Origin of the sequence: Pseudomonas sp. TYF_14, from assembly GCF_043105275.1 — a bacterium.
Taxonomy (GTDB): domain Bacteria; phylum Pseudomonadota; class Gammaproteobacteria; order Pseudomonadales; family Pseudomonadaceae; genus Aquipseudomonas; species Aquipseudomonas alloputida.
Window position 1 is genome coordinate 51,983 of the sequence record NZ_JBICLK010000079.1, and the last position, 24,617, is coordinate 76,599.

Here is a 24,617-nt window from a genome sequence, read left to right on the forward strand (position 1 = left end):
ACTTGGCTCCATCAAAGAATCGAGACTATTTACGCGCACTAGACCCTACTTCGCCCGCCGGCACACGAATGACCACACAAGATAGCTTGCCTTTGATATTGCCATGATTATAGACATGCTTAATAAGCTCCAATCCCGCTGTCACCGGGTCGCCTTCACGATGCGCATTGAGCTCTTCGATACTCATCCAACCCGTGGTAGTCGGTTGTTTTGTTGTTTTAACGACAAACCTCCAGTCATAGTTACTATCGTTGCAGCCATCGGACTTAAACGTCACCGTTGTCGTTGAGGGTACATTATTGAATTTGAAGTAGCTAATCGTATCATTCTTACAGTTGGTGTTTGACATGTTGTAGGGTGCAGGCATACCCGCCACCCCCACGACCGTACATTGCTTGCCACTGGGTAGCCCTGCTTCCATATTCTCGGCGAGCTGAATCGTACCTGGACGAACTGGCTCAGTCGCTGCCTGGCCCACACTGTGGAAGCCGGAAAACATACCGATCACAAGGGCTGCCATGCAATAACGTTTCATACGTGCTCTCCTTCTTGGTAATTACTAAGCCGGGTAATCGAAGTTTGTCTGCCCGTCGGTCGCGAGGGGACCGTGTGGGCCAGAATATTACGATCACCGATGGTGTCAGCGGGCAGATAATCGATCTGGATAATATGCAAATTAGCGTGAGCATCGCGCAACTGAACGCGTAACGGTTTACTCAGCTTCTCAAAGAGAGCCCTATGATCGCTTGTACGATTAAAAGGCAGATCCCGCCGACGGTAATTGACAATTGCCAAAAGACCGGGCTGGTACACCGAGCTGACTTCACGTTCGACGCCATCGATCAAAGGCTTCGAATCGGGATCAAAGGAAACAAACTTCGGCAGCGGCTCGTTGTAGCCCTGAAAAACATACCCGGTATAACTGCGGTAGTACTCTTCTGGAAAAGAACTTTCCCAACGCACCATCGAGGTATTCACATCCCTATCGTTATCACTTTCCTTGGCCTTGACGAATTCGGCGGTATAGAAGGTCCCGTGGTTGTAGCTCAACATCCAGTAATCGTCGGTCTCCTGGTGCAGGTCGAAATCTTCGTGCTCCGGATCTGTCGAGCCCGAATTACCACCGCCACCCGCCGCCCGTGTGCGGGTAAATGTGTAGTCTGTGGATTTGTAGGCGTCCGGCGTGTGTACCTTGACCTCGATCTCGGCATTCTGATCACGGGTGTCGTTCGAGTAGAACCATCGCCCGGTCCTTGCCTGGAAACCGGCGTAAAAAACTTCCGACGTAGAGGCTCCGCGGCGGTGCAAGAACAGCGGCAGGCGGATGGTTCGGTCCTCCGCACCTCGTGGCGCTGCGGGCTGCGGCCCCTGCCCTTCAGTCGCCATGAGACCTTCATTGGCGCGGATGAAATCGTTCGGCTTCAGGTTTGTGCGCCAGACATTGCCAGAGCCCGAGTCAATCCCATCCCCGCACAGAAAAGGAATCTTCATCCCCGACCTGTCGAACAGCGCGATGGAGGCTATCTCGTCCAGACACAGTTTGTAGTCCTGGCCATTCGCCTGCATGGTTTCGACGGTGACCTCGAGTTCCAGTTGCTGGTAACCATTGGAACCCACAGTGCCGGTCACACCGTCAGAGCTCTTGCCGACCGTGAGGGCAAAGCGCTGCAGATCCACCCAGCCGCTGATGGCTTTGACCGCGGTCTCTTTCACCACGCTGTAGCCCGCCGCGAACACGACACCGTTGCGCACCACTTCACAGGTCACTACGTTGGGTTGCGAAACAGCAAGCTCAGAAGCCCGGAAATGGCCCGATGGCGAGACGCTGCCCGGCCCTGCCAGCATCCGCCAACGCCGCGCTTCGTTGGGCATGATGCGGTTCACCTCGCTCAGCTGGGTGGTCTCACCGTGGCCGACCCTGGGTACGAAAGGTGGGTCAACCGAAACCAGTGGCTGGCTGTTCACCAGGACAAGCGCGTTGTAGCCCTTTGCCGTTGAACCGGCCTGCAATCGTTGCACGCCCAGAATCCGCCGGCCGGCTTGCTGATCAGGCACAAAGCGCGAGCGCCCATTGCCCAGGCTGGCTATCTGGCCCAGCGGCTGCCCGAGCATTTCAAAGCTGACGTTGCCTTTACCTGCATTCCACAGGTCGATCCCGTTCGCACTCTCTTGCGGGCGATAGGCGCCGAAGGCAGGCATCGCCAGCACTGGCTCGGAAATCACCAGCGCGCGGGCGGCGGCATGGTAAGTCTCCTCACCCTGCTTGTATTCAGCTTTGATGATGAATGTCTGCACTTCCTGTCCGATCACTTCAGGTGAAGGGGCCGTGAAAAGGCCATTTCCATCGATCGAACCATGCCCTGCGTCATCATGACTTTGCGGGTTGATCACCGACCAGGCGCTGGCAGTGATCAGCTGATCCTTGCCGTCGTACAGCCGAAACTGCTGCGTCTTGCCGGCCGTCACCACGGTGCCCATGGTCGGTTTCACCGTCAGTTGCGTGCGCAACGGGTCGATATTGCCGAACATGACGCGGTCCAGCGGCGTACTGTCCGCTTTCTTGACAAAGGCATTGAGCTCAGGGAACAGCAGTCGGGCAAGCAGCTCCAGGCCGTCGTCGGAGGCATGGCCAAGCATGTCCTTGTTCAGCACCAGCGTCGCCGAGTAATCGCCGTCGGGCAACAGATACGGGTAGCTTGTACCTGGCGGCTGACCATCGAGCAGGCTATCGCGCAGGCGGATGAACACCAGCACTGCGCCATCGCCGTAGTTGACGGCATCGCGTACTCGCGCACCAGGTGCCGCCTGGGTGCGCAGGATGAAGCCTGTAGGTGTCAGCGGGCCATAACCTGCAAAGTCCACGGTGCCCAGCTCGAACCTGGCGCAACGGCCAGGCATCTCGCCCATCCAGGCTTGCAGTGCGTCGATCAACTGCTGAGCGAGGTCGGGTTTATCCTCGAACAGGTTGCTGGTGAACCGCCCCCCCTTGGCAAGGTTGAGCGCAACGAGGCCGTACGGGTGAACCTCACCGCGCACGGTCTCAAGGTCGACCTCCATCTGCAGCCAGTACCCCGACGCCTCGTTGATCTCGATGCTGCTGACCAGCTTGCCACTGTTGTTCACCGTACCTTTGATGATGTTCATGGTCAGGGTTGCTTTGGCATCGCTCGTCGACGCATTGCTGAACGACAGCAAGGGCGTACCGAACTCCAGCGCCTCAACGCTCACGGCCTCCTTCACCCCCACGCCTGCGAACGTGTGACTGAAAGGCGGGAGGTAGCGGTTTTCCTTGAAGCGCGTCAGGTATTGCTGCTCCAGCAAGCGGTTGAGCCGGTCACGGCTATAGACAGCAACCGCCCCCCAGCCTAGCGTTACTGAGCCCTTTTTCATGAGCTCAAGCAGTTCTTCCAGTGAATTGGACATGGTCTCAACCTCCAATGGATGGTGATGTGGCCACACGCAGGCCTGTCGGGCTGGCAGCGCGCCGTGCAGCGTCGAAGTGCAAGGAAAGGGGCAGCGGCAGAATGAGGTGACCTTCCAGGATGAAGACAGAACCTGGAATCGCCCATTTGGCGGTAATCAGCGCGAAACGCGCATCGGCGTCGGCAGATGCAGGGGAATAGCGGCCAGTGGCCACATTGATCTCGCCAGTCCCTGCAATTGGCAATGCCCACTGGGTGTCTGGCCGACCCACACCATCGAAAATACCTGTCAACTGCAGGTCGCCATCGGGCAACTGCTTGACGTCGATCACCAGTTCAGGCCGCCGCTGACGTACCAGCACATAGATTGAACGCGACTCGCTGGTCTCCCGGCTCTGTACCCTGACCTGATCGAGCACGTAGGCCACGTTGGCATCCACCTTGCTGCCTGCGGTATAGGTGCAACGCCTGCCATCGCCCTCAGCGACGACCGAGCCCCGTCCTTCTTCGCCATCATCGACCACAGACCAGTCGAGGTCTCCGGTCTGCGCACCCGCCGTGAGGGTCAATGTGTCGTCGAAGTAGCAGACCCGGATCAGTGGATTGACCGTCAATGTCGCGGGCGCCACAGAGGCCATGCTGATGGCCTGCTTGTTGGTAGCCGGGTCGGTGGCGGTGATCCGCACCCGCACGGGTTTCCCCGCCATGGCGTGCGCAGGCGGTGCCCGGTATTCACCGCTGGCGGGGTCGATGCGCCCCAGATCACCGACAGTGCCTGGCAAAGCCTCCAGGGACCATGTCAGCCCTTCACGCGGCGGTTCAACGCTGAACGTATGCCGCTGCCCGGGTGCCAGCGTCACGGGGCGATCGACGATGCGCATGCCGGCCGTGCCGTAGCCGCTGGCGAACACGGCCATTCCATCGGGTAACTGGAAGTCGAACGGTACAAGGCGCTTGCCATCTGCCAGCGACAGACCGGCCATCACCTGTTCCGGGATCATCGCCGTCAACTCCCTGGCCAACCCTTCAAGTACCGCCTGCTTGACCAGGAAGGCGACAAACGCATAAATCTCCTCTCGCAGGTCCGATGGCGTGTCGCTGGGCAGGCCACTGACTTCCGTCACTTCGGCCGCCTGCCACGGCCACAAAACCTGCCCTAGCAACATACAACCAGCGCTTTCCTCAGGTGATGCAGGTGCATTCAGGGTGAACACCGTTTGCAGGTCGAACTGGAACGTTGCGGTTCGGCTGTACAGGGGACCTGTTGGCTTGGGCTTGTAGGTGAAGGTCAGCGTGCAATGGGACTTCCAGTGCTGGCGGACCTCATCGTGTTCGAAGGTGACACTCAGAAGGGGCTGAAAATCCGCCAGGGCAGCCCGCGCCTGATCGCTGGCCGGGGCTCCTGCGTCCACGGCAATTTTGAAACCCTCGCAGGCAAACTGATACTTGTCGCTCTCGTAAGTGCTGGGGTACACCTCCAACAGGCCGGCCGTGGCATTCAGCCGCTGCAGGTTATTGTCTTCATCGAACTGAGCCTCGAACGCGCCCCCCTCGAGCATCTGCGCCAGGCCTGTGGCGTAAGCCGCACGGTGCAGGAAGCGCGACGTCAGCAACAGTGCGCTGTCGACCGGTTGCGCAAGATCATCGGGGAGCAGGAACGGGTAATCGGACTGCTCAGCGGGCAGGTTGCCCACAGAGCCATTGTTGATACCCGCGAATATCACCAGTGCGGACTTGCCGTCGGCTTTGCTGACGTGGGTGCGTACTTCACTGTGCCGAACCGCCAGGTAGGGGTTGCCAGACAGCGCCTTGAAGTCCGCCAAGGGATAGACCTGCCGGGCGCTGCCCAATCCGCTGAGCACCTCCTTGAAGAATCGCCCGGCGGTCTGCCGCTGTGGCAAACCACCGCCCAGGTCCAGCTCGGTGTCCGTGCCTTCACGCAGGTCGGCGCTCACGCCCTGGGCATCGGCGCTCAGCGGCACTGTCTGAGTGACCGGCAACGGGTCGAGGAGGTCATGAACCGACAGGCTGAGCAACCCGTCGGTCTTGTCCATGACCAGATGGCTGCCGCCTTCCAATGCCAGGCTTTGCCGGACCTTGGGCGACGTGTAGTTCGCTTGCATATCCACCAGTGCGGGCGGCCCCATGCGGTAGCCCGTCAGAATGTGGGTGACATCGGAATCGGGCATGGCGATCTCACCTTCGATATCGCCCAAGGCACTGTCTGGTTGGCTGCAATGTGCCAACGCGAGCAGGTCATTGATGGCCTCGGGACGCGTGGCGAACGTCAAGTCCCAGTTCAGGTGCTTGTGGTTATGCTTCATCCAGGTCGTGATGACCGAGAGGTAATTGGTAGGCATGATGTGGCCCCGCTCAACTGGAGTGCTGAAAGGTATGGGTTTAGGTGAACGCCGGTTGACTACCTGCGCGTTGCCCGTTGCGCTGCCTGCTCAAGGGCCTGATAGGCTTGACTGTGCTGCCCCAGCGGCAGCGGCAGCACGATGAAACCCTCGAGCGTGATGGGTAAGTCGGGGGAGAGCCTCCAGACCGCACCAACCACGCAGAAATGTGCGGGGCTCGCGGCGTCGGCCTGGTAGTAAGGCTTGCCGTCTTCATCGATATCGATCTGCCCCGGGCCATGCACCACCGTCAACTGGTCGACACCTGACGCCTCGCTGAAATGGATCGACAGCCACACCCTGGCGTGTTGTTCATCGCGCTTGTCCACCACCACATCAGAGGGACGTTTCAGGGTCATCTGGGTAACGATGCACAGCGTCCGGTGCTCATTGGTCAAGCTGTTACGGACCTCGACTTCTTCGACGATGAATGACTTGTCGGGCAGGTTCTCGCCGGGGATATAGCGATTGGCCGTGCCCGATTCCTGCGCCAGCCTGCCATGGGGTGAAGCGCCGAGGATGCGCCATTGCAGCGGTCCTTCAGCGACACTGTCCGCCTTGAGGCTGACGCCCTCATCGCCCACCTGGCAGACTGACAGCAATGGGCTGACCTGCAGCGCGTTCTTGACCACGGTGAGCAGGGCCGAACTGGCAAAGCCTGAGCCTGGAACAGTGGCAGTGACACGCACCCTGGTAAATTCACCTTCGATGCCCGTGGCCCCGGGCGCCAGATACAGGCCATGGGTGTGTTGGTCGAAATGGCCCGGGTCATCCGAGGAGCCCTCTACCGACTCGGCCGACCAGGTTACGTTGGCTTGCGCCGGGACGGTGGCAAGCTGCAACGTGCTGCCGTGGGTCACGATTTTTTCCAGGGGGGTGACGGCGAACGTGGTCAGCTGTGGAGCGACGCCGCCAAAACAGGCAATGTCGCGGGGCATGTGCCGCTCGCCTGCGAGTATCGCGCCACCAAAGTTCAGTTTGATGGTCTTATCGATCAATTCCTCCATGTACAGGTCTAAACGAAGGTCCTTGGCGAGTGCGGCTCTTGCTGCGGCAAGGGGGCCGCGATCGGAGCTCAGCGAGACAAATGAAACATTCGGCGCTGCAACTCCCCAAAGTACATGAAAAAGGCTCAACGCGCTGGTCTGATCTTCGTAGGGGTCCCCTTCAAATTTAAACGAACCGTCCTGTTTGGGGTATATTTTGTGCTTATACTCTTCAAGTTTCAACGTAGCGCCTTGCAGGTCTTGTATCTGCCAACCGGCTGTTATTTCCACATTGATTTCAGCATGCCAGAGCCCCACGCACGCGTGCCCCCACGTCCAGGACTGCGGCGTGGCGACGATTTCTTCATATCGGGTAAAATCCGCAGTGGCTGTATGAACGGTGACCAGTTCCATGGAAACACGGTCCCCTGACACACGAAACTTCAGCACATCCTTGAGCGGCAGCTCATCGGTAATCAAATCGATGTACGCCCGACAATCAACACTACCGCGCAAGCTTTGCTCATGGTAAGGACTAACAAAACTTTCTTTCTCTGCGGCGATCACACCTGCAATGGCAGTCGCTGTCAGATCACCGTTTTCTGCACGTTCAAATTCAAATTCAACATTCGTGAAAAACTCCAATGGCAGTTTGCTTAACACGGTAGCCAACGCCACCCAGGCCTTATCAAGCAGTACCGTCGCCGAGTAATCACCGTTGTCATCGGGGATCAAGTAACGGTATTCCGGGCCAGGCATATTCTGCGGCCCGTTACTGGGCCCCATCGCGACCAGCCCCACGAGCGCACCGTCCACGTCAGCGGCGTCATCGCTCTCCATCGGGGCCAGGGCGACCGAGGGGTTACGCTGGGTACGCAGGATGAACGACTCGGGCCGCATCAGGTCATTTTCGCCATGTTCGATGCTGCCGAATGACCAGACACGTTGATGGTCCGGCAACCCCCGAAACAGCTCCTTGAAGAAGTCCCCCCCTAGCTCGCGAACGCGCCTGGAATCCGAGAAGGTCACCACAAAGTCATCACTGTTGTGCAAGTCCAGCGTCAACGCGCCGTTGTCAGCGACATAGCCAGGCACGTCGGACAGTTCCAGACGCAGGCGCAGCTCTGGCCCGACCAGAGGTTCTATCCGATCGATCCGCTGTGGGTACCAATGGGCTCCCACCTGCTTCAGCCCTACCTGGTTGCCGCCGAGTATTTTCATACGCAGGCTGGCACGCGAACCGGTGATATCGGCATTATCGAATGACAACCGCGGGTGATCCAGAACAAAGTTCTGCATATAAACCTTGTAACCATTGTCCGGCGCCGTCTCACCGCTGATAGGGTCCAGGTAAGCGCTGGTCTTGAAGCGCCGTATATATTCCTGGGTCAATAAAGCGTCCGCCTTGTCCTTCTGGATAGCGAAAATCGTATTCCACCCCAACATCCGGTAGTCAGACTGCAACCACTCCAGCAAATCCTGTTTCGAATTGCTCGACATACATCACCTCACATTTATACACACGCAGGCGCGTCTGCTTAAGAAATCAGCTTAAGATCAACGATTGGAAATGCCCGCCAGGTTTCGCCGTCATCGAAACTTGCAGATACGCTCAACCTGAAATATCTGCCCAATTCCAGGTTTCCGAGAAACTGTTTGGGCAGGTAGGCTTCAATAACGCCATCAGAATATTCGTCGTATGTCACCGCCTCGGTGGGGGGACGCAGAATATGCGTGACATCCTGGCCAGATACCGAACGGCCTAGCGCCTCGATACCCAGCAATTGCCCTTCTGCCATGAACGTCCAAAAAGGCAGCGTGCACAAAGCGCCACCCACTGGAACCTCATGCAGTTTCAATTCCCGGTTCTCGGCACCTTCGACCTGAATTATCGGGTAGCTGCGCTGATCGAAATCGCTTACCCGCAGCTCGAACTTTTCTGATGTGCGTGGCGTTTCGCCGGCGCGGGTGACGGTGTAGTACACCCACAGACGTCTACCCAGATTGGCGGCCATGGCCGACCGCGGCACCGTGAACAGGCGTGTGTCACCTGACGGCGGCCGGGGAACGATGGCTGCCCCCGTGCTGCCGTGCCCTTCCCAATGCAGGTTGACGGTCGGCGCAGGCTCCGCGCCATCACCCAGCTCGGCCTCTGCCGGGATTCGCACTTTGGCGCCAGACTCCAGCCTGCTTGGATGGACCACGCCCTGGTACGACGCGTCACCGTCTTCCTGCGTGGCGTCCGGGATTATCGGTAAAGGCAGGTAAAGCTTGCGCTGCAAGACCAGATCCAGCACTTGGGAGCGCCTCTGCGCGCCCTGACGCGAAAACTCATAGCTGAACGCGAACCGCTTGCCGCGGTTGACCTCGCTCTGCAGCCACTCCCGCTCCAGGTGGAAGGTCAAGCGTTTGCTGTCCACCGAACTCGCATCCACACGCAGACTGCGCAGCGTCACCTCCGGCCCTACGGCATAGAGCACCAGCGAATCGCCCAATTCCAGCTCCGGATAGGGGTCCACCTCCACCAGAAGGCCGGCGCGATAGGTTTCGTCATCAGGATCCAGCGCGCCATCCGTCGCCCCTGGGATACGTGGCGCAGCCAGCAAGGGTGCCGGCGGTGGGTCGCCGGCGGCGGGCGAAACGATGTCAAAGCGCTGCACTGGCGACCGGCTGCTGGTGCCATCGGCGAATTCGATGCGATAGTGCAAAAAGGCGAAGCCGCCGAGATACATGAAGACCTCGCCAACCTCCAGGTGCCACAACAATGGTCGACCAGGATCAGATGCCTGCACTTCCAGTACTTGCTCGATCGGCGCACCCGGCATGGACTCGTTGAACCACGGCTCCCAACTCAGGAAAACCTTGTCATCTTTGGCCATGGCGGCATAGGGCGCTGTTGCCAGCAATATGCCTTCGGGATTGAGCAGGTTGACGTCGATCACCCCCTCATGGGCATCTTGCAAATGGGCAACCGGCAAAGCCCATATGCCTTCAGCGGGCCGGTCAACGAAGAAGAAACGACGCTTGGACTCAGGCCCCACAGGATTGCCGGCGTTGTCCAGACGCGTGAACGAATAGAACACCTGGCCACCGCGCAAGGCAGTGACGAGTGCGTTATCGATCAGGATCTCCCCGCGGCCAGCATCCAGGCTCAATACTTCGCGTTCGCCAAAGAGGTCCTCGGCACTGTTGTCGGCCTTGCACCCCCGCCAGTTGATATATATCAGGTCGTGTTCGGCGATGCCGGGATAGCTAATCCAAGTCATCAGATCGGCACTGCCAAGCGCGTCCAGGTCGACAGAGTTCATACGTTCATTAAGGTGTGAAACGTCTGGCATGTCCATGTATGAATATCTCCGCCTTGCACATTTCCGATTCGAGAGTTGGCATAGATATAACACCGCCCCGGAACCTGAACACCTGGCAAAACTGATAGGTGTCAACACACGAAACTTCCACTACTGTCGACACGTATTCGGCACGCGCAGCCCCTGTATTACAGCGCTCGCCCCCTGACAAGCAGAGTGAGAACGTTCATTATGAGTACGGAATCTTCACTGCATTCCAACGCCCTTAACTTCATGAGTTTCATGGAGAGCGGTGTCGATAGCCGCACCGGACAATACACACTGTCCATCAAACTTCCCGAGTTGGGCGCCAATTACTTCTCCGGCCCCGAGCTTGAGCTCAGCCTGAACTTCAACCCGCTCAATATGATTGATTCGGGTTGGGGGCGGGGATGGAATCTGTCACTGACGCAGTTCGCACCGCATACACAGGTCATCACCACGTACAGCGGTGAATCATTCAAAGTGACCGGTAGTTCGGGCTCACGCTTGCAAATGCAGGAACAACGGCTGGCGCACTTTCACTTCTACCGCGAGCCTGCCGGGCCAGGCGGCAACGCGCGCTATCGCGTGGTGCACCGTTCAGGCCTGGTGGAGATCCTCGAAGAAATGGGCAGCGCGAACGGGCGTATCGCCCTGCCGGTGGAGATCTACGCGGCCACGGGGCACAGGATCGACCTCCAGTACCAACCGTTCAACTCGTCTTACATGATGCTCAGCTCGATCAGCGACGAGCGTGAGGAGATCCTGCTGGAAATCGAACGCGACGATAGCCGCATCGAATTGCGCGAGCGCCCTTATCAGGGCGACAACGGCCAGCCCGTTGCCCTTTATGCGATGAACCTGATCAACACGGACTGGGTCACATCGATCGTGCTGCCAACCCATGAGCTGGCCAGCTGGCGCCTGGAATACGCCCTGGTGAACGGGTTGTTGTGCGTGAGCAAGGTCGAGCCCCCGACCGGTGCCCGTGAATATCTCTACTACCAGGACCGTGGCCATCTGTTCCCCGGTAACGCCCGGCCCCCCCTGCCGCGCGTGACCCGGCACGTCATCGAACCGCGCGGTGGCCAACCTGCGTTCCAGCGAACCTATACCTATCCGGGCTCGAACAACTTTCTGGGTTACGGCGCCGGGATCGGTTGGTCTGACAACGGGCTGGACAACCTGTACGAGTCGAAACGGTACGACTATGAGTATCAAACGGTCGAAACCTTGCGCGACGAGGACGGAACGGCACTGCGCGACATCACCCGCACCTTCAACCGCTTCCATCTGCTGACCTCGACCAGAACCGTGCAGAACAACTGCGTACATGAAGTCACCATGCAGTACAACATCAAGGACGTCCCCTTCAATCAACAGGTGTCGACCCTGCAAATGCCGATCAGGGAGCAGACACGCTGGTCGCTGGCGGACAACATCACGCGCAGCCGACTTGAAACCGTCGAAACCACCTACGATACATCGGGCAACATCATCTGGCGCAAACTCGCCAACGGCGTGACCGAGACCCAAGAGTGGTATGGCACCCAAGCGGAAGATGGCTACCCCGGTGATGCCAATGGTTTCGTTCGTCACCTGAAGAGCAAAACCACCACCCCGGCGAGCAGCAGCCGGGGGCAAGCCCCTGTTCTCACTCAGCACTACCGCTACAAGGCGCTGGCGCCACTGGCAGGCAACGCCATCACCCTCAACCCCATGGTTGTCGAGCACAGTGAAACCCTGACGCATGCGCACGATCCGGCGCATCCCCTGGAAGAGAAAATTTACTATTACCTCGATGCGCCCAAGTCCAGCCTGCGGCATGGCCGTCGCTATCAGGAGGTGGTGAAACGCAACAAGCTGGAAACCACCACCCAGTACCAGTTCAATTCACTGCTAGACCCTCTGGGCGGCCATCAGGTACTGGAGACCCGCAAGACCCTCTTTGGTTACGACGGCGCGCAACGGTCCACCGTTCAACGGCGCTCGCTGCTGCATGGCGAGAAGCTCTACGAACTCAACGAGAACGGGGTTCACACACAATGGGCGTACGACGCCCTGCGCCGAGTCACCGAGGAAAGGGTATCGCCAGAGACACCGTTCGAGGCCAAAAAACGCTACGACTACCAACTCTGTGCCAGCGATGCCGACATTGCCCGAGCCCGAGTCACCAACGCTCGCGGCATCACCACCGAAACCGAGCTGGACGGCCTCGGACGGCCGACCCGGGAGAGCCGTGACAACGTGCTCGAGGCGAGGCCGGGCGCTTTCTACGAAATCCTGGCCATCCAGTACGATGCGTACGGCAACCGGGTACAGGAGAGCGTTACCGACTGGCTGCAAGCCCAGCAGTACCTGCACCTGGTAACAAAAACGCGGTACGACGACTGGGGCGAGCAATGCTGCACCATCGGCCCGGACGACGTGGAGCAGCACAACGTACTGGACCCGATCGGCAACGCCGATCACCAGGGCGCCATTCGCTACAGCTGGCGAGAAGGCGGGAGACTGAGATCCCGACCCCAGGTGCAGAACCGCACCGGCATGAACGTCCGATCCACCCGCCAGGCACGGGCCATCAGTGGCAAGACCGAGACCTGGCTCAACCTGTTCAACAAGCCGGTACTGCGCAAGCGCCTGGATGCGTTGGGGGAGCTGATTGGCGAACGCCGCTACAGCTATGACGGCCTCGGACGCACGCTCACCGAAACGGATGAGCGCAACCACACCACTGCATTCAGCTACGACGCCTGGGGCCGGATGCTCACGACCGAGCAACCGAATAAAACCCTGCTCACCCGCACCTACGCCGAACACTCTGCCGAAGACCTGCCGACCCGCCTGGTGGTAACCCCGGCGAATGTGCAGTTGCCCGCCCGCCAGATCGGCGCGCAGTACTTCGACGGCCTGGACCGCCTGATAGGGACCACCACCGGTGACCGGACGGAGTACTTCCTGTTCCGCGACGGTGAATCGATACCGCGCCAACGCATCAACCCCGCTGGCGAGACCATCGAGCAGGACTACAACCTGCAGCTGACCAATGAGCCGATCAGCAACACCGCGCCCGAGGACCACGCCAGCTTCGCCTACGACCCTGTCAGCGCCCGATTGCTGAGCGACGACAACCGGCAATGCGCACGGCGCTTCGAATACAACAAAGCCAATCAGCTGACCGCCGAACACTGGGAGGACAAGCGCGACGGCAAGACCTGGAGCCGCATTCATAGCAGCACCTTGCAGGATCGTCTGAAGAACACCCACGAACCCTACGGTGAAGACACCACCCATGAATACGACGCCCAGGGCCGCCTGGTCTCAACCCTTCAGGGGCAGCTGCAGGCCGAGTTCAAATACGATGATCTGGGCCGCATAGAACTCATCACAAGCCATGACCGAGCCAGCGCACAGGCCCTGGAAACCAAGATCGAGTACGACGACCAGGACCGTGAAGTCAAACGCACCTGGCGTCAGCCCGGGCAGCCAGAACGCACGCAGGAAACCGTCTGGGACAAGGATGACCTCCTGCTCAGCCGCACCCTGCAGGTCGGCGGAGTATCGCGACTGGTCGAAAAGTTCGGTTACGACAGCCATGCACGCCTGAACATGTACAACTGCACAGGGCCGGACCAACCTCGCGATGCGCTGGGCCGCAGCATCGCCATGCAGGTGTTCAACTTCGATGCCTACAACAACATCGAGTTGACCGTCACTTCCTTCACAGGTGGGCCGGCCGCTGAACGCGCCACGTTCATTCATGCCGAACGCGACCCCTGCCAGCTGCAGCGTATCGAGTACACACCGCCGCGCACCGCGCCCAATCCTGAGTTCAGCTACGATGCCAATGGCAACCTGACCCGAGACGAGCAAGCCCGGCCAATTCGCTACGACAGCCAGAACCGGTTGCTGGGCCTTAACGACAGCGGCGCCCCGGACACCTATGGCTACGACGCAGGCGGCTTGCTGGTCAGCAGGCCCGAGGCCGGCGAGCGCACGCTGCTGCTGCATGACGGCCAGCGTTTGCGCATGGCCGTGCGTGACAGCCTGCAAACCCTGTACCTGCATCATGACGAACAAGCGCTGGGCCAGCAGCAGAAAGGCACTGGTGCGCAATCGCCCCTGCTGCTGCACACCAGTGCCAGCCACAGCGTGATCGCCGAGAGCCAGGCCGGCAGCACGCGCGCCGTCCGTTATACCGCCTATGGCGAGCGGCACGCCGACGATCCACTGCTCGGCACCCTGGGCTACAACGGCGAAGCGCTCGATCCCGACAGCGGCTGGTACCTGCTCGGTAGCGGCTACCGCGCCTACAACCCGGTGCTGATGCGCTTTCACAGCCCCGACGCACTCAGCCCCTTCGGCGCGGGGGGGCTGAACTACTACGGCTATTGCCAAGGCAACCCGATAACCTTCCGCGACCCGACCGGGCATTACAGCATCGGCTACAGCGGGCAAAGCCGATCGATGGCAGACCTGAATAGCTACAGCATCTGGCGGGGCAAGGCCTTAGGTGCGATCGGCTGGACCGGATTGGGCCTGGGCATACTCTTCGCGGCCGTTGCCTCAGTGGCCGCCGTCGTGGTGACAGGGGGCGTAGCTGCGCCGGCAATCGCGGCTGCCTGGGCAGCCGCCGGTGGCGGCATCAGTGGCGCGGGTGCGGCATTTTCGGCAGGTGTCGGGGCAATTGCCAGCGTATCGCTCGCCGTCGGCATCAAGTTGGCGGCCGCGGTGGCTACAGCCACGTTGTCAGTCACCGGTACGGCGCTCCAAACGGAAGCGATACTTTCGGGGCATGAAAAGCGGAACAATATTGGGACAATCCTGAATTACTCGGCAGCTATCTTGGGGCTTGCGGTGGGCGCGATGCAGTTGATTGCAAAAATACCAAATCTTGCATGGCGCGCTGGCAGTTATACAGTCACAACGATCACCGACGACCCTCTAATAAACAGCGGGAAAACCCTATCCGATTTAAAAATGGCAAGGCAAATCATCCACCCAAGAAGCCCTGTCTCAGTCTCAAAATCCAAGCATTTCTTCCCCGTAGCAGAGGATATTCCAGTCGGCCATAAAATATATTTACCGTCTACAGAAATCAGACGCTAAATAACAAACCGAAACACAAAACCCGTCACTGCAGTTAAACACTTCAGGCAGGCATACTTGTTGGAGACAACAATGAAACCACTAACGTTCAGCACGCAGCAACATGACCGCACCACCAAAGCCCGGCGCAAGTATCTGAAGTTGCAAGATGCCCCTGACAAGACAGCGCCGTTACCGGTGACCGCCCCCAATGTCCAAGGCATCATCGACAGTGACGATGGCACGCTGCATAAAGACCGCCTGAAAACCGACCTGACCGTCGAGATCCCCGCATGGTCTGACCTGCCACCGGGCAGTGATCCAAATGACTACTCGACGTTACAACTGCAGTTCACCTTGACTGGCGCCGAAAATACCTTCAGGGCCATTGGCCCTGTCGAAAAGTTCCTCCCGCCCCTCGTGCCAGGAGACTTTCCGTTAGCACTGGCTTTTCCCCAGGCGTCCATTCCACGCAATGGCAAACTGTGGATTCGCTACGAACTCATCGACCACAAGGGTGACCAATACGTTTCGCACCCTATCGAGCTGATCTGCGACAGCGTTCCGCCCTGGGGGGATGAGCCTGCTCCCCCGCTGACCGCGCCTACGGAGATCATCAACGAAGCCTACCTGACCAACCACCAGGCCGGCATTGAACTGGGTATACCTGAGTACCCGGAACGTGCATCCAAAGATACCTACCAGGCGTTCTATCTGAAGGAATGGCCTGAAGAAAATGCGGACTACGATAACCCTGTCGTCGATGGCACCGTCACAGACGACCGCAAGATAACCATTCCGGCAGATGTGCTACGCAACCTGGGGGATGGCAGGTTCTACATCGTCTACTACCTGTTCGACAAAGCCCAGAACCGCAGTCGCATCCGGCTGCCGGCGACGGTCGATGTGGTGCTCACACCAGAGCCCAAGGACCTGCTGCCGCCCGAGGTGCCGCGAGCGGCACATGACGGCGTACTGAGCCTGAAAGATGCACAGGCGGGTGTGCAGGTGGACATACCGGCTTACACCAATTACCGCAAAGAGGACAAGATCGCGATCAAGTGGGGCACGACGCCCCTGATCGTCGAACAGGTGGGCTCACGCCCATTCCCTGTTTCGATACCCGTACCCAGCGTTATCCTGCGAAACGAATACGGCAAGGCTTCCGGGGAGGTAGCGACCCCTGTCAGCTACCAGGTGCTACGTGGCCACGCCGCCTACGGACCGGCGGCCGATGACTTCGCTGTCGACTTTTCCGTTGCTGGCCCGGAACGCCCTGACCCCGACCCCGACTGGCCGGACCCGGTCAACGACAAGATGCTCGAGCCCACAATCACCAGTTTCAGCGGCGATACGAATCTCATTCCCCCGGCCGACCGCGGCAGAGACGCCACGCTGACCTTCAAGGTATTCGAGGGCGCCGCAGCCCCCCAGGTAGTGGACTTCTACTGGGACGGCACGCAGGTGACCCCGGCACGCTGGGTTGTCGATGAGGCACCCGGTGCCGACAAGTCCGTCACGATTCCGTGGAGCTATATCGAGGCAGCTGGTAACAAGCTGGCGCTGCCTGTGCATTACACCGTGAGGGGCGACGAAAACGCGCTCAATGAACAGGAGTCGCTTCCACAGTTCGTAGAGGTATCGGCCATCGACATGACGGCCGACGATCTCGAGTTCCTGGGTTTAACGGACCGGCTCTGGCTGAGTTGCCAATCCCTCTGGGACCCTGATGACCCCTCCGCCGCCCCGGCGATCAGGGTGAAGGTACCGCCCTGCAGCCGCTTCAACGTGCCACCAAACACCACCATGACACTGAACTGGGTGGTGTATGATCAAATTGTGGATGGCAACCTGATCGATGGCGTCGAGAAAACCTGGACTGTGACCTTGAACGCCGAGCAGATCGCGAACGGCTTCGTCACGCGAGTCGAGCCGTACGATCAGCACATCAAGCCCATCTATGACGCCGCGCCGTCGGGCGGGCGGGCCGAGGTGAGCTACGTCATCAACACGCAGCCACCCATTACCTCCAATACCACGGCCAACAAGATCAGCGTCGCCGATCAGGGTACCGGAGGCTCGTGTGACGTAAGCCAACCTTGAGCAAGCCTCGGCAGCGGCTTTGGCAATCGTCCGCTGCCGATCCACTTATAGGAATTTTCCATTGAAGAGTAGGAATTTCCTTACATTTTTTGCGACTTAACGCGCTTAGCCTCGCGGTATGCGGATTGTTCTCCAGCGAAAAGCAGAACGGTCTTACAAAAAATTGTTCACTTCGAGGTTTTCCCTGAATGCCGAGCCGCCTTTTTCACACCCTTCGCCACTGTTCAACACCCGCTCATCTCGTGCTGGCAGGCCCGTTGTTTTTCGCCAGTGCCTGCTGGGCAGAAACCCTCGTAGATGCCGATACTCAGCTGGATGCCGGCAGCACACTCGACAGCTACCGGGTGATCGGCCCGGCCGTTCTGACAGCCACCGGGGCGACGACGTTGCAGATCGCCGCCCAGGCGGGCGCCACCGTGAACCTGTCGGATAGCCAGGTCACCGCTGAATCGAATGGCAATGGCCTGGCGCTCAATGGTGCCAGTGCCACCGTACACCGCTCGACCATCCGCAGTGACGCCCGTGGCCTGGCGCTGAGTGCTGCAGGGGCGGGTAACGGCTCGCGCGCCTTGATCAACAACAGCGTGATCGAAGGCGGCGTACAAGGCGCGACCCTCAATGCCAGTTCTGCCGAACTGCAGCGCAGCGAACTACGCGGGACGGGCGCCAGCAGCGAGGGCGCACGCCTGGTTGCCGGCACCCTGATTGCCAGGGACGGCAGCACCATCAGCGGCGGCAATTATGGCGCGCGCATTCTTGAGGACGACGGCCGCGGCTCTACGCTGGTGGTCGACAACAGCCTGATCGAGGGACGCAACGGGCCAGCGATTGCCGTCGGCCGAGGGGCCGGCTTTGCAGCATCGGCGCAGATCGACGTTATCAACGGTGCCAGCCTCAGTGGTGGCAACGGCATGCTGCTGCAGGTGGCGGAGGATGCTGCCGCCAACCTGCGGGTCAACAACAGCCACCTGGTCGGCGATATCGTCGCCGCCAGCGGCGGCACCGCCAACGTGCTGCTGGAAAACTTCGCCACCCTCAAAGGCCGGCTGGACAACGTTGCAAGCCTGGAAATCAACAGCGGTGGCGAATGGACCCTGGTCGACAACAGCCAGGTGACCGACCTGTCACTGGATAACGGTGCCGTGCGCTTCGGCGGGCCGGGCGAATTCTTTACCCTTTCCGTGGAAAACCTCACCGGCAACGGCACCTTCATCATGGAGGCCGATTTCAGCACCTCGCAGTCGGACTTCCTCGACGTGACGGGCACCGCCAGCGGCAACCACCAGTTGCTGATCAGCGCCAGCGGCAACGATCCGCTGACAGACAACAGCCTGCATGTGGTGCATACCGCTGCTGGTGATTCACAATTCTCGCTGCTGGGTGGCTCTGTGGACCTGGGAGCCTATTCCTACGACCTGGTGCAACGCGGCGCCAACGACTGGTACCTGGACGCGACCACCCGTACGGTCAGCCCCGGCACACAAACGGTGATGGCCCTGGCCAACGTCGTGCCGACCATCTGGTACGGCGAGCTCGGCGTGCTGCGTAGCCGCATGGGCGACGTGCGCCGCAACCCTGGCAAGGCCGGTGGCTGGGTACGCAGCTACGGAAACCAATTCAATGTCTCGGCGACGTCTGGCGCGGCGTACCAGCAACAGCAACAAGGCCTGTCGATCGGCGCAGATGCGCCCCTGGCAGCTGGCGACGGCAACTGGCTGGTCGGGATCACGGCCGGCTACAGCAATTCCGACCTGAACCTTGCCCGCGGCTCTTCGGCCAGCGTCGACAGCTACCACGCCGGTGCCTACGCCACCTGGCTCGATCCCGAAAGCGGCTATTACATCGACACCGTGGCGCGCATCAACCGTTTCCGCAACCAGGCCGACGTGCGCCTGAGTGACGGCAGCAAGGCCAAGGGTGACTACAGCAACCTGGGTGCTGGCGTTTCGCTGGAGGTGGGGCGTCATCTGAACCTGGCCGACGACTGGTTCCTCGAACCGTTCGCTCAACTGTCCGGGCTCGTGGTCCAGGGCAAGGACTACAGCCTGGACAACGGCATGCGCGCCAACAGCAACAGTACCCACTCGCTGCTGGGCAAAGTGGGTACCTCGGTCGGGCGCACCTTCAGCGCGGGCACAGGCCGTAGCGTGCAACCCTACCTGCGGGTGGCAGCAGTTCATGAGTTCGTCAACGACAACCAGGTGAAAGTCAACGACAACCGCTTCGGCAACAACCTGGCCGGTTCGCGTGCTGAAATCGGTGCAGGGGTGGCGGTCGCCTGGGGCGAAAAATGGCAGGCCCACGCCGACTTCGATTACAGCCATGGCAGCAAGCTTGAACAGCCATGGGGCGTGAGCGTCGGCGCCCGTTACAACTGGTAAAGAAACGAGGGAAGGCCAATGCGCCTTCCCTTCTGCATTCATGCGTGACACATGGAGATGGACGATGACACAGAACAAGCGCTCCGGTAACCGCAGAACTCCAACCCCTGAACTGGACTCGGCCTCTCTTGTCCCCCCAACCGTACCAAGCGTGGTGGACGATGTTGAAGGGGGGAAACCCAACACGGTCGAGTTCCGGGCAACCTATTCCCCCCTGCGGGTGGAGTTCCACCCGTGGGCAAATTCGCACCCGGAAATAGATGAGGAATACCTTTTCCTCTACTGGAATGACGTACTGGTCGACAAGAAGACCTTCATCAAGCCTATCGAACCTGAAGAGCTATTCATATTGGTACCGGTCGACAAGCTTATTGAAGGCCCGCACCGCCTGCACTACGAAGTCACGCTGTACAGCGATACCCATGTGTCTTCACGGCCACTGGATATCTACATCGACAAGACCCCGCCACTGCTCCCCGCGGATGATCGATTAATGCTTCCCGACTACGTTATTCGCGAAGGTGTCACCGAGGAGTACCTCGCGGCCAACGGCGACAAGCTCGTCTGCACAGTCCCCTCGTTCATTGGTGCAGAGCCGGGCGATGTCGTGAAGTGGTTTTACAGCGAGAACGGCGCCGGGCAGGAAATGGTCGACATGATGACACTGACCCAGGAGCACATCGAAACACTGGGCCCGCTAGGCACCAGCAAACCGCTCGAGCTGACCTTCCCGGGCGCTTTCATTCGCCAGTCCGGCAACGGCACGCGTTACGTGCGTTATGAAGTGCAGGACCGCGCTGGCACACAGCCCCAGCGTGCGCTAGCGGTCGCGTTGGAGTCCGACCTTTCCCTGGCACCACGCGAATTGCCACCGCCACGCATCAAGGAGGCGAAGGGCAGCGATTACCAAAGCACGCTGGAACCTGGCAACGCATTCGACGGCGTCACATTCGTCATACCCGACGATGCCGACATCAGGCCGAATGAAACTGTCACCGTATTCTGGGGCCAACCCGGGACGCTCGGCGGTTACTCCACCAGCACGCCCATATCGCCAGGCGCACTTGAATACCTGATCCCCAGCCAATATGTGCCGCCGCACATGAACGACCGGGTGGAACTGTATTACCAAATCGACAAGCCTGACGTGCCCCCCTCGCCTTCGCACTATGTCACGGTGCGGAAAATCGAAGGACTGCCAATCGTGCAGTGCAGTGATATCCGCAACCGCGCACTGAACCTGCGCACACTGGGCGAAAGCACCGCCTTTACCCTGGAAAGCTGGCCGTTCCGGCATACGTCGCAATTCGTCAACGCCTGGATCGACGGGGTGGAAAGCGGCAACGTCACTCGGGAAATCAGGCTGCCGATTGCCACCGCGCTGCCTGTACCCAGCGGAACGGGCGTAATGGTGCTGGGTAGCGTCACGAAAACCGAGCTGTTGAGGCTGGCAATCAACTATCAGTTCCGGGTGTCGGTTGAAGTGTCGTTCGACGATAAGCTGAGCTGGTTGAAATTTCCCGATGCGGCAGCCCAACTGGAAGACAAGCCGTAGCCCGATGCAAAAAAAAACGCCACCCGAAAGAGTGGCGTTTTTTGCAGTGAAGCCAAATGTCGGGATGCCCATGGATCCCGATGGCTTTGACCGAAACGAAAAAAGACGCCGAAGCGTCTATTTTCGAGGATCTACAGACCTCCGTGGAAGGCCGTAAATCTTGATTTGGAGCGGGAAACGAGACTCGAACTCGCGACCCCGACCTTGGCAAGGTCGTGCTCTACCAACTGAGCTATTCCCGCAATTTGAAGCTTTACCACGTTCGGCGTGAAGCGCCTTGAAGACCTTCACCACCACTGCACCGCATAGACGCCACAGTATTTAAACTGGAGCGGGAAACGAGACTCGAACTCGCGACCCCGACCTTGGCAAGGTCGTGCTCTACCAACTGAGCTATTCCCGCATTTGGCGTCCCCTAGGGGACTCGAACCCCTGTTACCGCCGTGAAAGGGCGGTGTCCTAGGCCACTAGACGAAGGGGACACACAACACTTTTCAGTGCACCAGAACATGAACCTCACGATTCAGCCTGGGTTTTCTTTTCCTGCCCCGCCGCTAAGCAGTGCCGGAGAAACTGGAGCGGGAAACGAGACTCGAACTCGCGACCCCGACCTTGGCAAGGTCGTGCTCTACCAACTGAGCTATTCCCGCATTGGCGTCCCCTAGGGGACTCGAACCCCTGTTACCGCCGTGAAAGGGCGGTGTCCTAGGCCACTAGACGAAGGGGACACGCTGCTGGCATTACTGCCTGCTTTCACTCCCTGCCGCGTTTCGCTGTGTGCTTTACGCTGCAAGTGGCGCGCATTCTATGGATGGTTCGGGAAGGCGTCAACCCCTTTGTAGAAATTTATTTAAATCAATGACTTCCGGGTACACCTAGCGCTGTTTTGGTACGCCTGTTGGGGTCTGGCGTTGATTTTCTGGCGTTAACTCAGCATTAATGTGCCAGCATCCAGTCATGGCACAGTTTGCCGATAGAAAAAGAGAATGGCTGTCAGGGCTCTCGCGAGCAAGCTCGCTCCTACACTCAATCATGCAAACCTATTCATGAGGCTTTAACGGTGACACCACTTCTGATCACCCTGCTCATCGTGGCGGGCATCGCGTTGCTGATCGTGATCGGCTACCTCAACAATGTGGTCGAGAATGGCAAGCTTGAGCGCGCCCGGATGAAGATCGAGCTCGCCGACCGCCTGCGCCGCTGTGGCGAGATCACCGAAACGTTCCCCGGCCAGTTCATGACCCCGGCCCTCAAGTTGCTGCTGACCCGCCTGGAGCTGAACCTCAACCAGCGCCTGCTGGCGGTGGACAAGCACAATGCCGAATTCAAGGCGCGCATCGCCGAACTGGAAGGGCTGATTGCCCTGGGCGACAAGATCCCGGTCAACAACCCACCCAACCCGATCCACACCGAGATCAAGGCCAAGGACGTACGCTTCTTGCTGGAGGCGCTGCACAATCAGGTGACCCGCGCTGCCCATGAGGGCTTCTTGCCCGCTGTCGAGGCCAAGCATTGGGTCAAGGAAATCCGCCATATCCTGGTGCTGCTGCATATAGAGTTCTTCAACAACCTCGGCCAACAGGCCCTGCAAAAAGGCCAGCCCGGCCAGGCGCGCCTGGCCTTCGAGCGCGGCGTGCAGTATTTGCGCAAGCAGCCGGAGCCGAAGGTGTATGAAGAGCAGCTGACGTATCTTGAGAAACTGTTGGCCCGGGCCAATGCCCAGGTACTGGACCGCATGGCACCGGCAGAAGACGAGCACAACGAATTGACCGATGGGCTCAAGACCGATGAGGAAGAGACCTGGAAGAAGAAGGTGATCTACGACTGATTGGTTAACCTGTACCGGCCTCTTCGCGGGTAAACCCGTTCCTACAAGCGAAGAGGCCGGCACAGGCAACATTGATCAGCAGTCAGTCAACGCCAGAAAGATCGCCGCCAACCGCTCCAGCCCCACCTGGTCCGCCTCGCTGAACCGCCCGACCGTCGGGCTGTCCAGGTCCAGCACGCCAATCAACCTGCCGTCCTTCACCAACGGGATCACCAGCTCGCTGTTGGAGGCACTGTCACAGGCAATGTGGCCAGGGAATGCATGTACATCCTCAACCCGCTGGGTCTGCCGCGTTGCCGCCGCAGCCCCGCACACACCTTTACTGAACGGAATGCGCACGCACGCCACCTGCCCCTGGAACGGGCCCAGCACCAGCTCTTCGTTGCGGTTGAGGTAGAACCCCGCCCAGTTCAGGTCGTCCACCTGGTTATACAGAAACGCGGAAAACTGCGCGGCGTTGGCGATGAAGTCACGCTCGTCGGCGAACAGCGCCTGCACTTGCGCCGCCAGCAGGTTATAGCCGTCGAGGCCGGCGCCACTGGCATTGAGGTCGATCATTTACTTTTGCTCCAGCAATTGCAGCCCGACCCAGTAGCGGGCGAACTGATAGGCACAACGGCCATTACGGTTGCCGCGGCCGGTGGCCCAGCGCACGGCGAGGATGTCGAGTGCTTCGGTGCGTTGCCACACAAGGCCAGCAGGTTGCGCCAACTGGCCAATCCAGTGCTCGACAACGTTCAGGAAATGGTCCTGGGTGAACGGGTAGAACGACAGCCACAGGCCAAAACGGTCAGACAGGGCAATCTTGTCCTCCACCGCTTCGCTGGGGTGCAGCTCGCCGTCGACACGCTTCCAGTTCTCGTTGTCGCTTTCCTTCTCGGGCACCAGGTGGCGGCGGTTGGAGGTGGCGTAAAGCAGCACATTGTCCGGGGCCTGCTCCAGCGAGCCGTCGAGCACGCTCTTGAGCACCCGGTAGTCGCCCTCCCCGGCTTCGAACGACAGGTCGTCGCAGAACAGGATGAAGCGTTGCGGCAGCTTTTGCAGCTGCTCGACCACCCGTGGCAGGTCGGCCAGGTGGTCACGTTCGATTTCGATCAAGCGCAGGCCGGCGCTGGCGTGCTCGGCCAGCAAGGCACGGACCAGCGACGACTTGCCAGTACCGCGCGAGCCCCACAGCAGCGCGTGGTTGGCCGGCAGGCCGTTGATGAACTGATGGGTATTGCGGCCCAGCTGGTCGCGCTGTTTGTCGACGCCGATCAGGTCGGTCAGGCGGATATCCAGGCTGACGTCCAGCGGCAGCAGGTAGCCGCTGCGGCCATCACGCTGCCAGCGCGCGGCCAGTGTGGTGCCCCAGTCGATGTGCGGGCGTTGTGCCGGCAACAGGGGTTCAAGGCGCGCCAGTACCGATTCGGCGCGGTCCAGAAAAGCGATCAAGCGAGCGTCCATGACGACTCCTAACAATCTCAGTTTTTTGGGGGCCGCTGCGCGCCCCCGCTTGGCGATCAACTGAAATGAACAGACAGATC

12 protein-coding genes and 5 tRNA genes are annotated in these 24,617 nt (G+C 59.7%); 5 read left to right on the forward strand and 12 right to left on the reverse strand.

The genetic code is table 11. The features are described from left to right. Nucleotides 1-25: 25 nt before the first annotated feature. The 5 genes from ACF8O8_RS20285 to ACF8O8_RS20305 are packed head-to-tail and all read right to left on the reverse strand — an operon-like array spanning nt 26 to nt 10,151. The gene (locus tag ACF8O8_RS20285) at nt 26-535 is read right to left on the reverse strand and encodes a hypothetical protein (protein ID WP_392510336.1); all 510 of its coding nucleotides are present in this window, start codon (nt 533-535) and stop codon (nt 26-28) included. Then, nucleotides 532-3,423, reverse strand: coding sequence for a hypothetical protein (locus ACF8O8_RS20290; protein ID WP_392510337.1), 2,892 nt, complete (start codon nt 3,421-3,423; stop codon nt 532-534). The genes ACF8O8_RS20285 and ACF8O8_RS20290 overlap by 4 nt, the downstream gene beginning before the upstream one ends. Before the next feature lie 4 nt (nt 3,424-3,427). Then, on the reverse strand, nt 3,428-5,782 hold the full coding sequence (locus ACF8O8_RS20295) for a hypothetical protein (protein WP_392510338.1): 2,355 nt from the start codon (nt 5,780-5,782) through the stop codon (nt 3,428-3,430). Nucleotides 5,783-5,841: 59 nt separating this feature from the next. Beyond that, the gene (locus ACF8O8_RS20300; RefSeq protein ID WP_392510339.1) at nt 5,842-8,307 is read right to left on the reverse strand and encodes a hypothetical protein; all 2,466 of its coding nucleotides are present in this window, start codon (nt 8,305-8,307) and stop codon (nt 5,842-5,844) included. Between the two features lie 38 nt (nt 8,308-8,345). Then, the gene (locus ACF8O8_RS20305; RefSeq protein WP_392510340.1) at nt 8,346-10,151 is read right to left on the reverse strand and encodes a hypothetical protein; all 1,806 of its coding nucleotides are present in this window, start codon (nt 10,149-10,151) and stop codon (nt 8,346-8,348) included. A gap of 195 nt (nt 10,152-10,346) precedes the next feature. Between ACF8O8_RS20305 and ACF8O8_RS20310 the strand changes: the two genes are divergently transcribed. From ACF8O8_RS20310 to ACF8O8_RS20325, 4 genes are all read left to right on the forward strand, one after another. Further along, complete coding sequence (locus ACF8O8_RS20310; protein WP_392510341.1) at nt 10,347-15,245, forward strand: RHS repeat-associated core domain-containing protein; 4,899 nt, start codon at nt 10,347-10,349, stop codon at nt 15,243-15,245. Between the two features lie 72 nt (nt 15,246-15,317). Next, nucleotides 15,318-17,327 carry a hypothetical protein gene (locus ACF8O8_RS20315; RefSeq protein ID WP_392510342.1) on the forward strand — a complete coding sequence of 670 codons (2,010 nt, stop codon included), beginning with the start codon at nt 15,318-15,320 and terminating at the stop codon, nt 17,325-17,327. 188 nt (nt 17,328-17,515) lie between these two features. Further along, the gene (locus ACF8O8_RS20320) at nt 17,516-19,708 is read left to right on the forward strand and encodes an autotransporter outer membrane beta-barrel domain-containing protein (protein ID WP_392510343.1); all 2,193 of its coding nucleotides are present in this window, start codon (nt 17,516-17,518) and stop codon (nt 19,706-19,708) included. 64 nt (nt 19,709-19,772) lie between these two features. Continuing rightward, entirely contained in the window at nt 19,773-21,263 is a 1,491-nt protein-coding gene (locus tag ACF8O8_RS20325) for a hypothetical protein (RefSeq protein ID WP_392510344.1), read from the forward strand. A gap of 166 nt (nt 21,264-21,429) precedes the next feature. Here the strand turns inward: ACF8O8_RS20325 and ACF8O8_RS20330 are convergent. The 5 genes from ACF8O8_RS20330 to ACF8O8_RS20350 form a co-directional block, all read right to left on the reverse strand. After that, nucleotides 21,430-21,505, reverse strand: a tRNA-Gly gene (locus ACF8O8_RS20330). Nucleotides 21,506-21,590: 85 nt separating this feature from the next. Next, nucleotides 21,591-21,666: transfer RNA gene (locus tag ACF8O8_RS20335), tRNA-Gly, on the reverse strand. A gap of 3 nt (nt 21,667-21,669) precedes the next feature. Next, a tRNA-Glu gene (locus ACF8O8_RS20340) sits at nt 21,670-21,745 on the reverse strand. 92 nt (nt 21,746-21,837) lie between these two features. Continuing rightward, a tRNA-Gly gene (locus tag ACF8O8_RS20345) sits at nt 21,838-21,913 on the reverse strand. A 2-nt stretch (nt 21,914-21,915) separates the two neighbouring features. After that, nucleotides 21,916-21,991, reverse strand: a tRNA-Glu gene (locus ACF8O8_RS20350). A 332-nt stretch (nt 21,992-22,323) separates the two neighbouring features. Here ACF8O8_RS20350 and ACF8O8_RS20355 point away from each other — a divergent pair. Next, complete coding sequence (locus ACF8O8_RS20355; protein ID WP_010952905.1) at nt 22,324-23,091, forward strand: hypothetical protein; 768 nt, start codon at nt 22,324-22,326, stop codon at nt 23,089-23,091. Between the two features lie 75 nt (nt 23,092-23,166). On the opposite strand, the gene ACF8O8_RS20360 is transcribed toward ACF8O8_RS20355, so the two are convergent. Continuing rightward, nucleotides 23,167-23,649: a GAF domain-containing protein gene (locus tag ACF8O8_RS20360; protein WP_003247105.1), complete on the reverse strand. Its 483-nt coding sequence runs from the start codon at nt 23,647-23,649 to the stop codon at nt 23,167-23,169. Beyond that, nucleotides 23,650-24,537: an ATP-binding protein gene (locus ACF8O8_RS20365; protein WP_003247104.1), complete on the reverse strand. Its 888-nt coding sequence runs from the start codon at nt 24,535-24,537 to the stop codon at nt 23,650-23,652. Between the last annotated feature and the right edge of the window lie 80 nt (nt 24,538-24,617).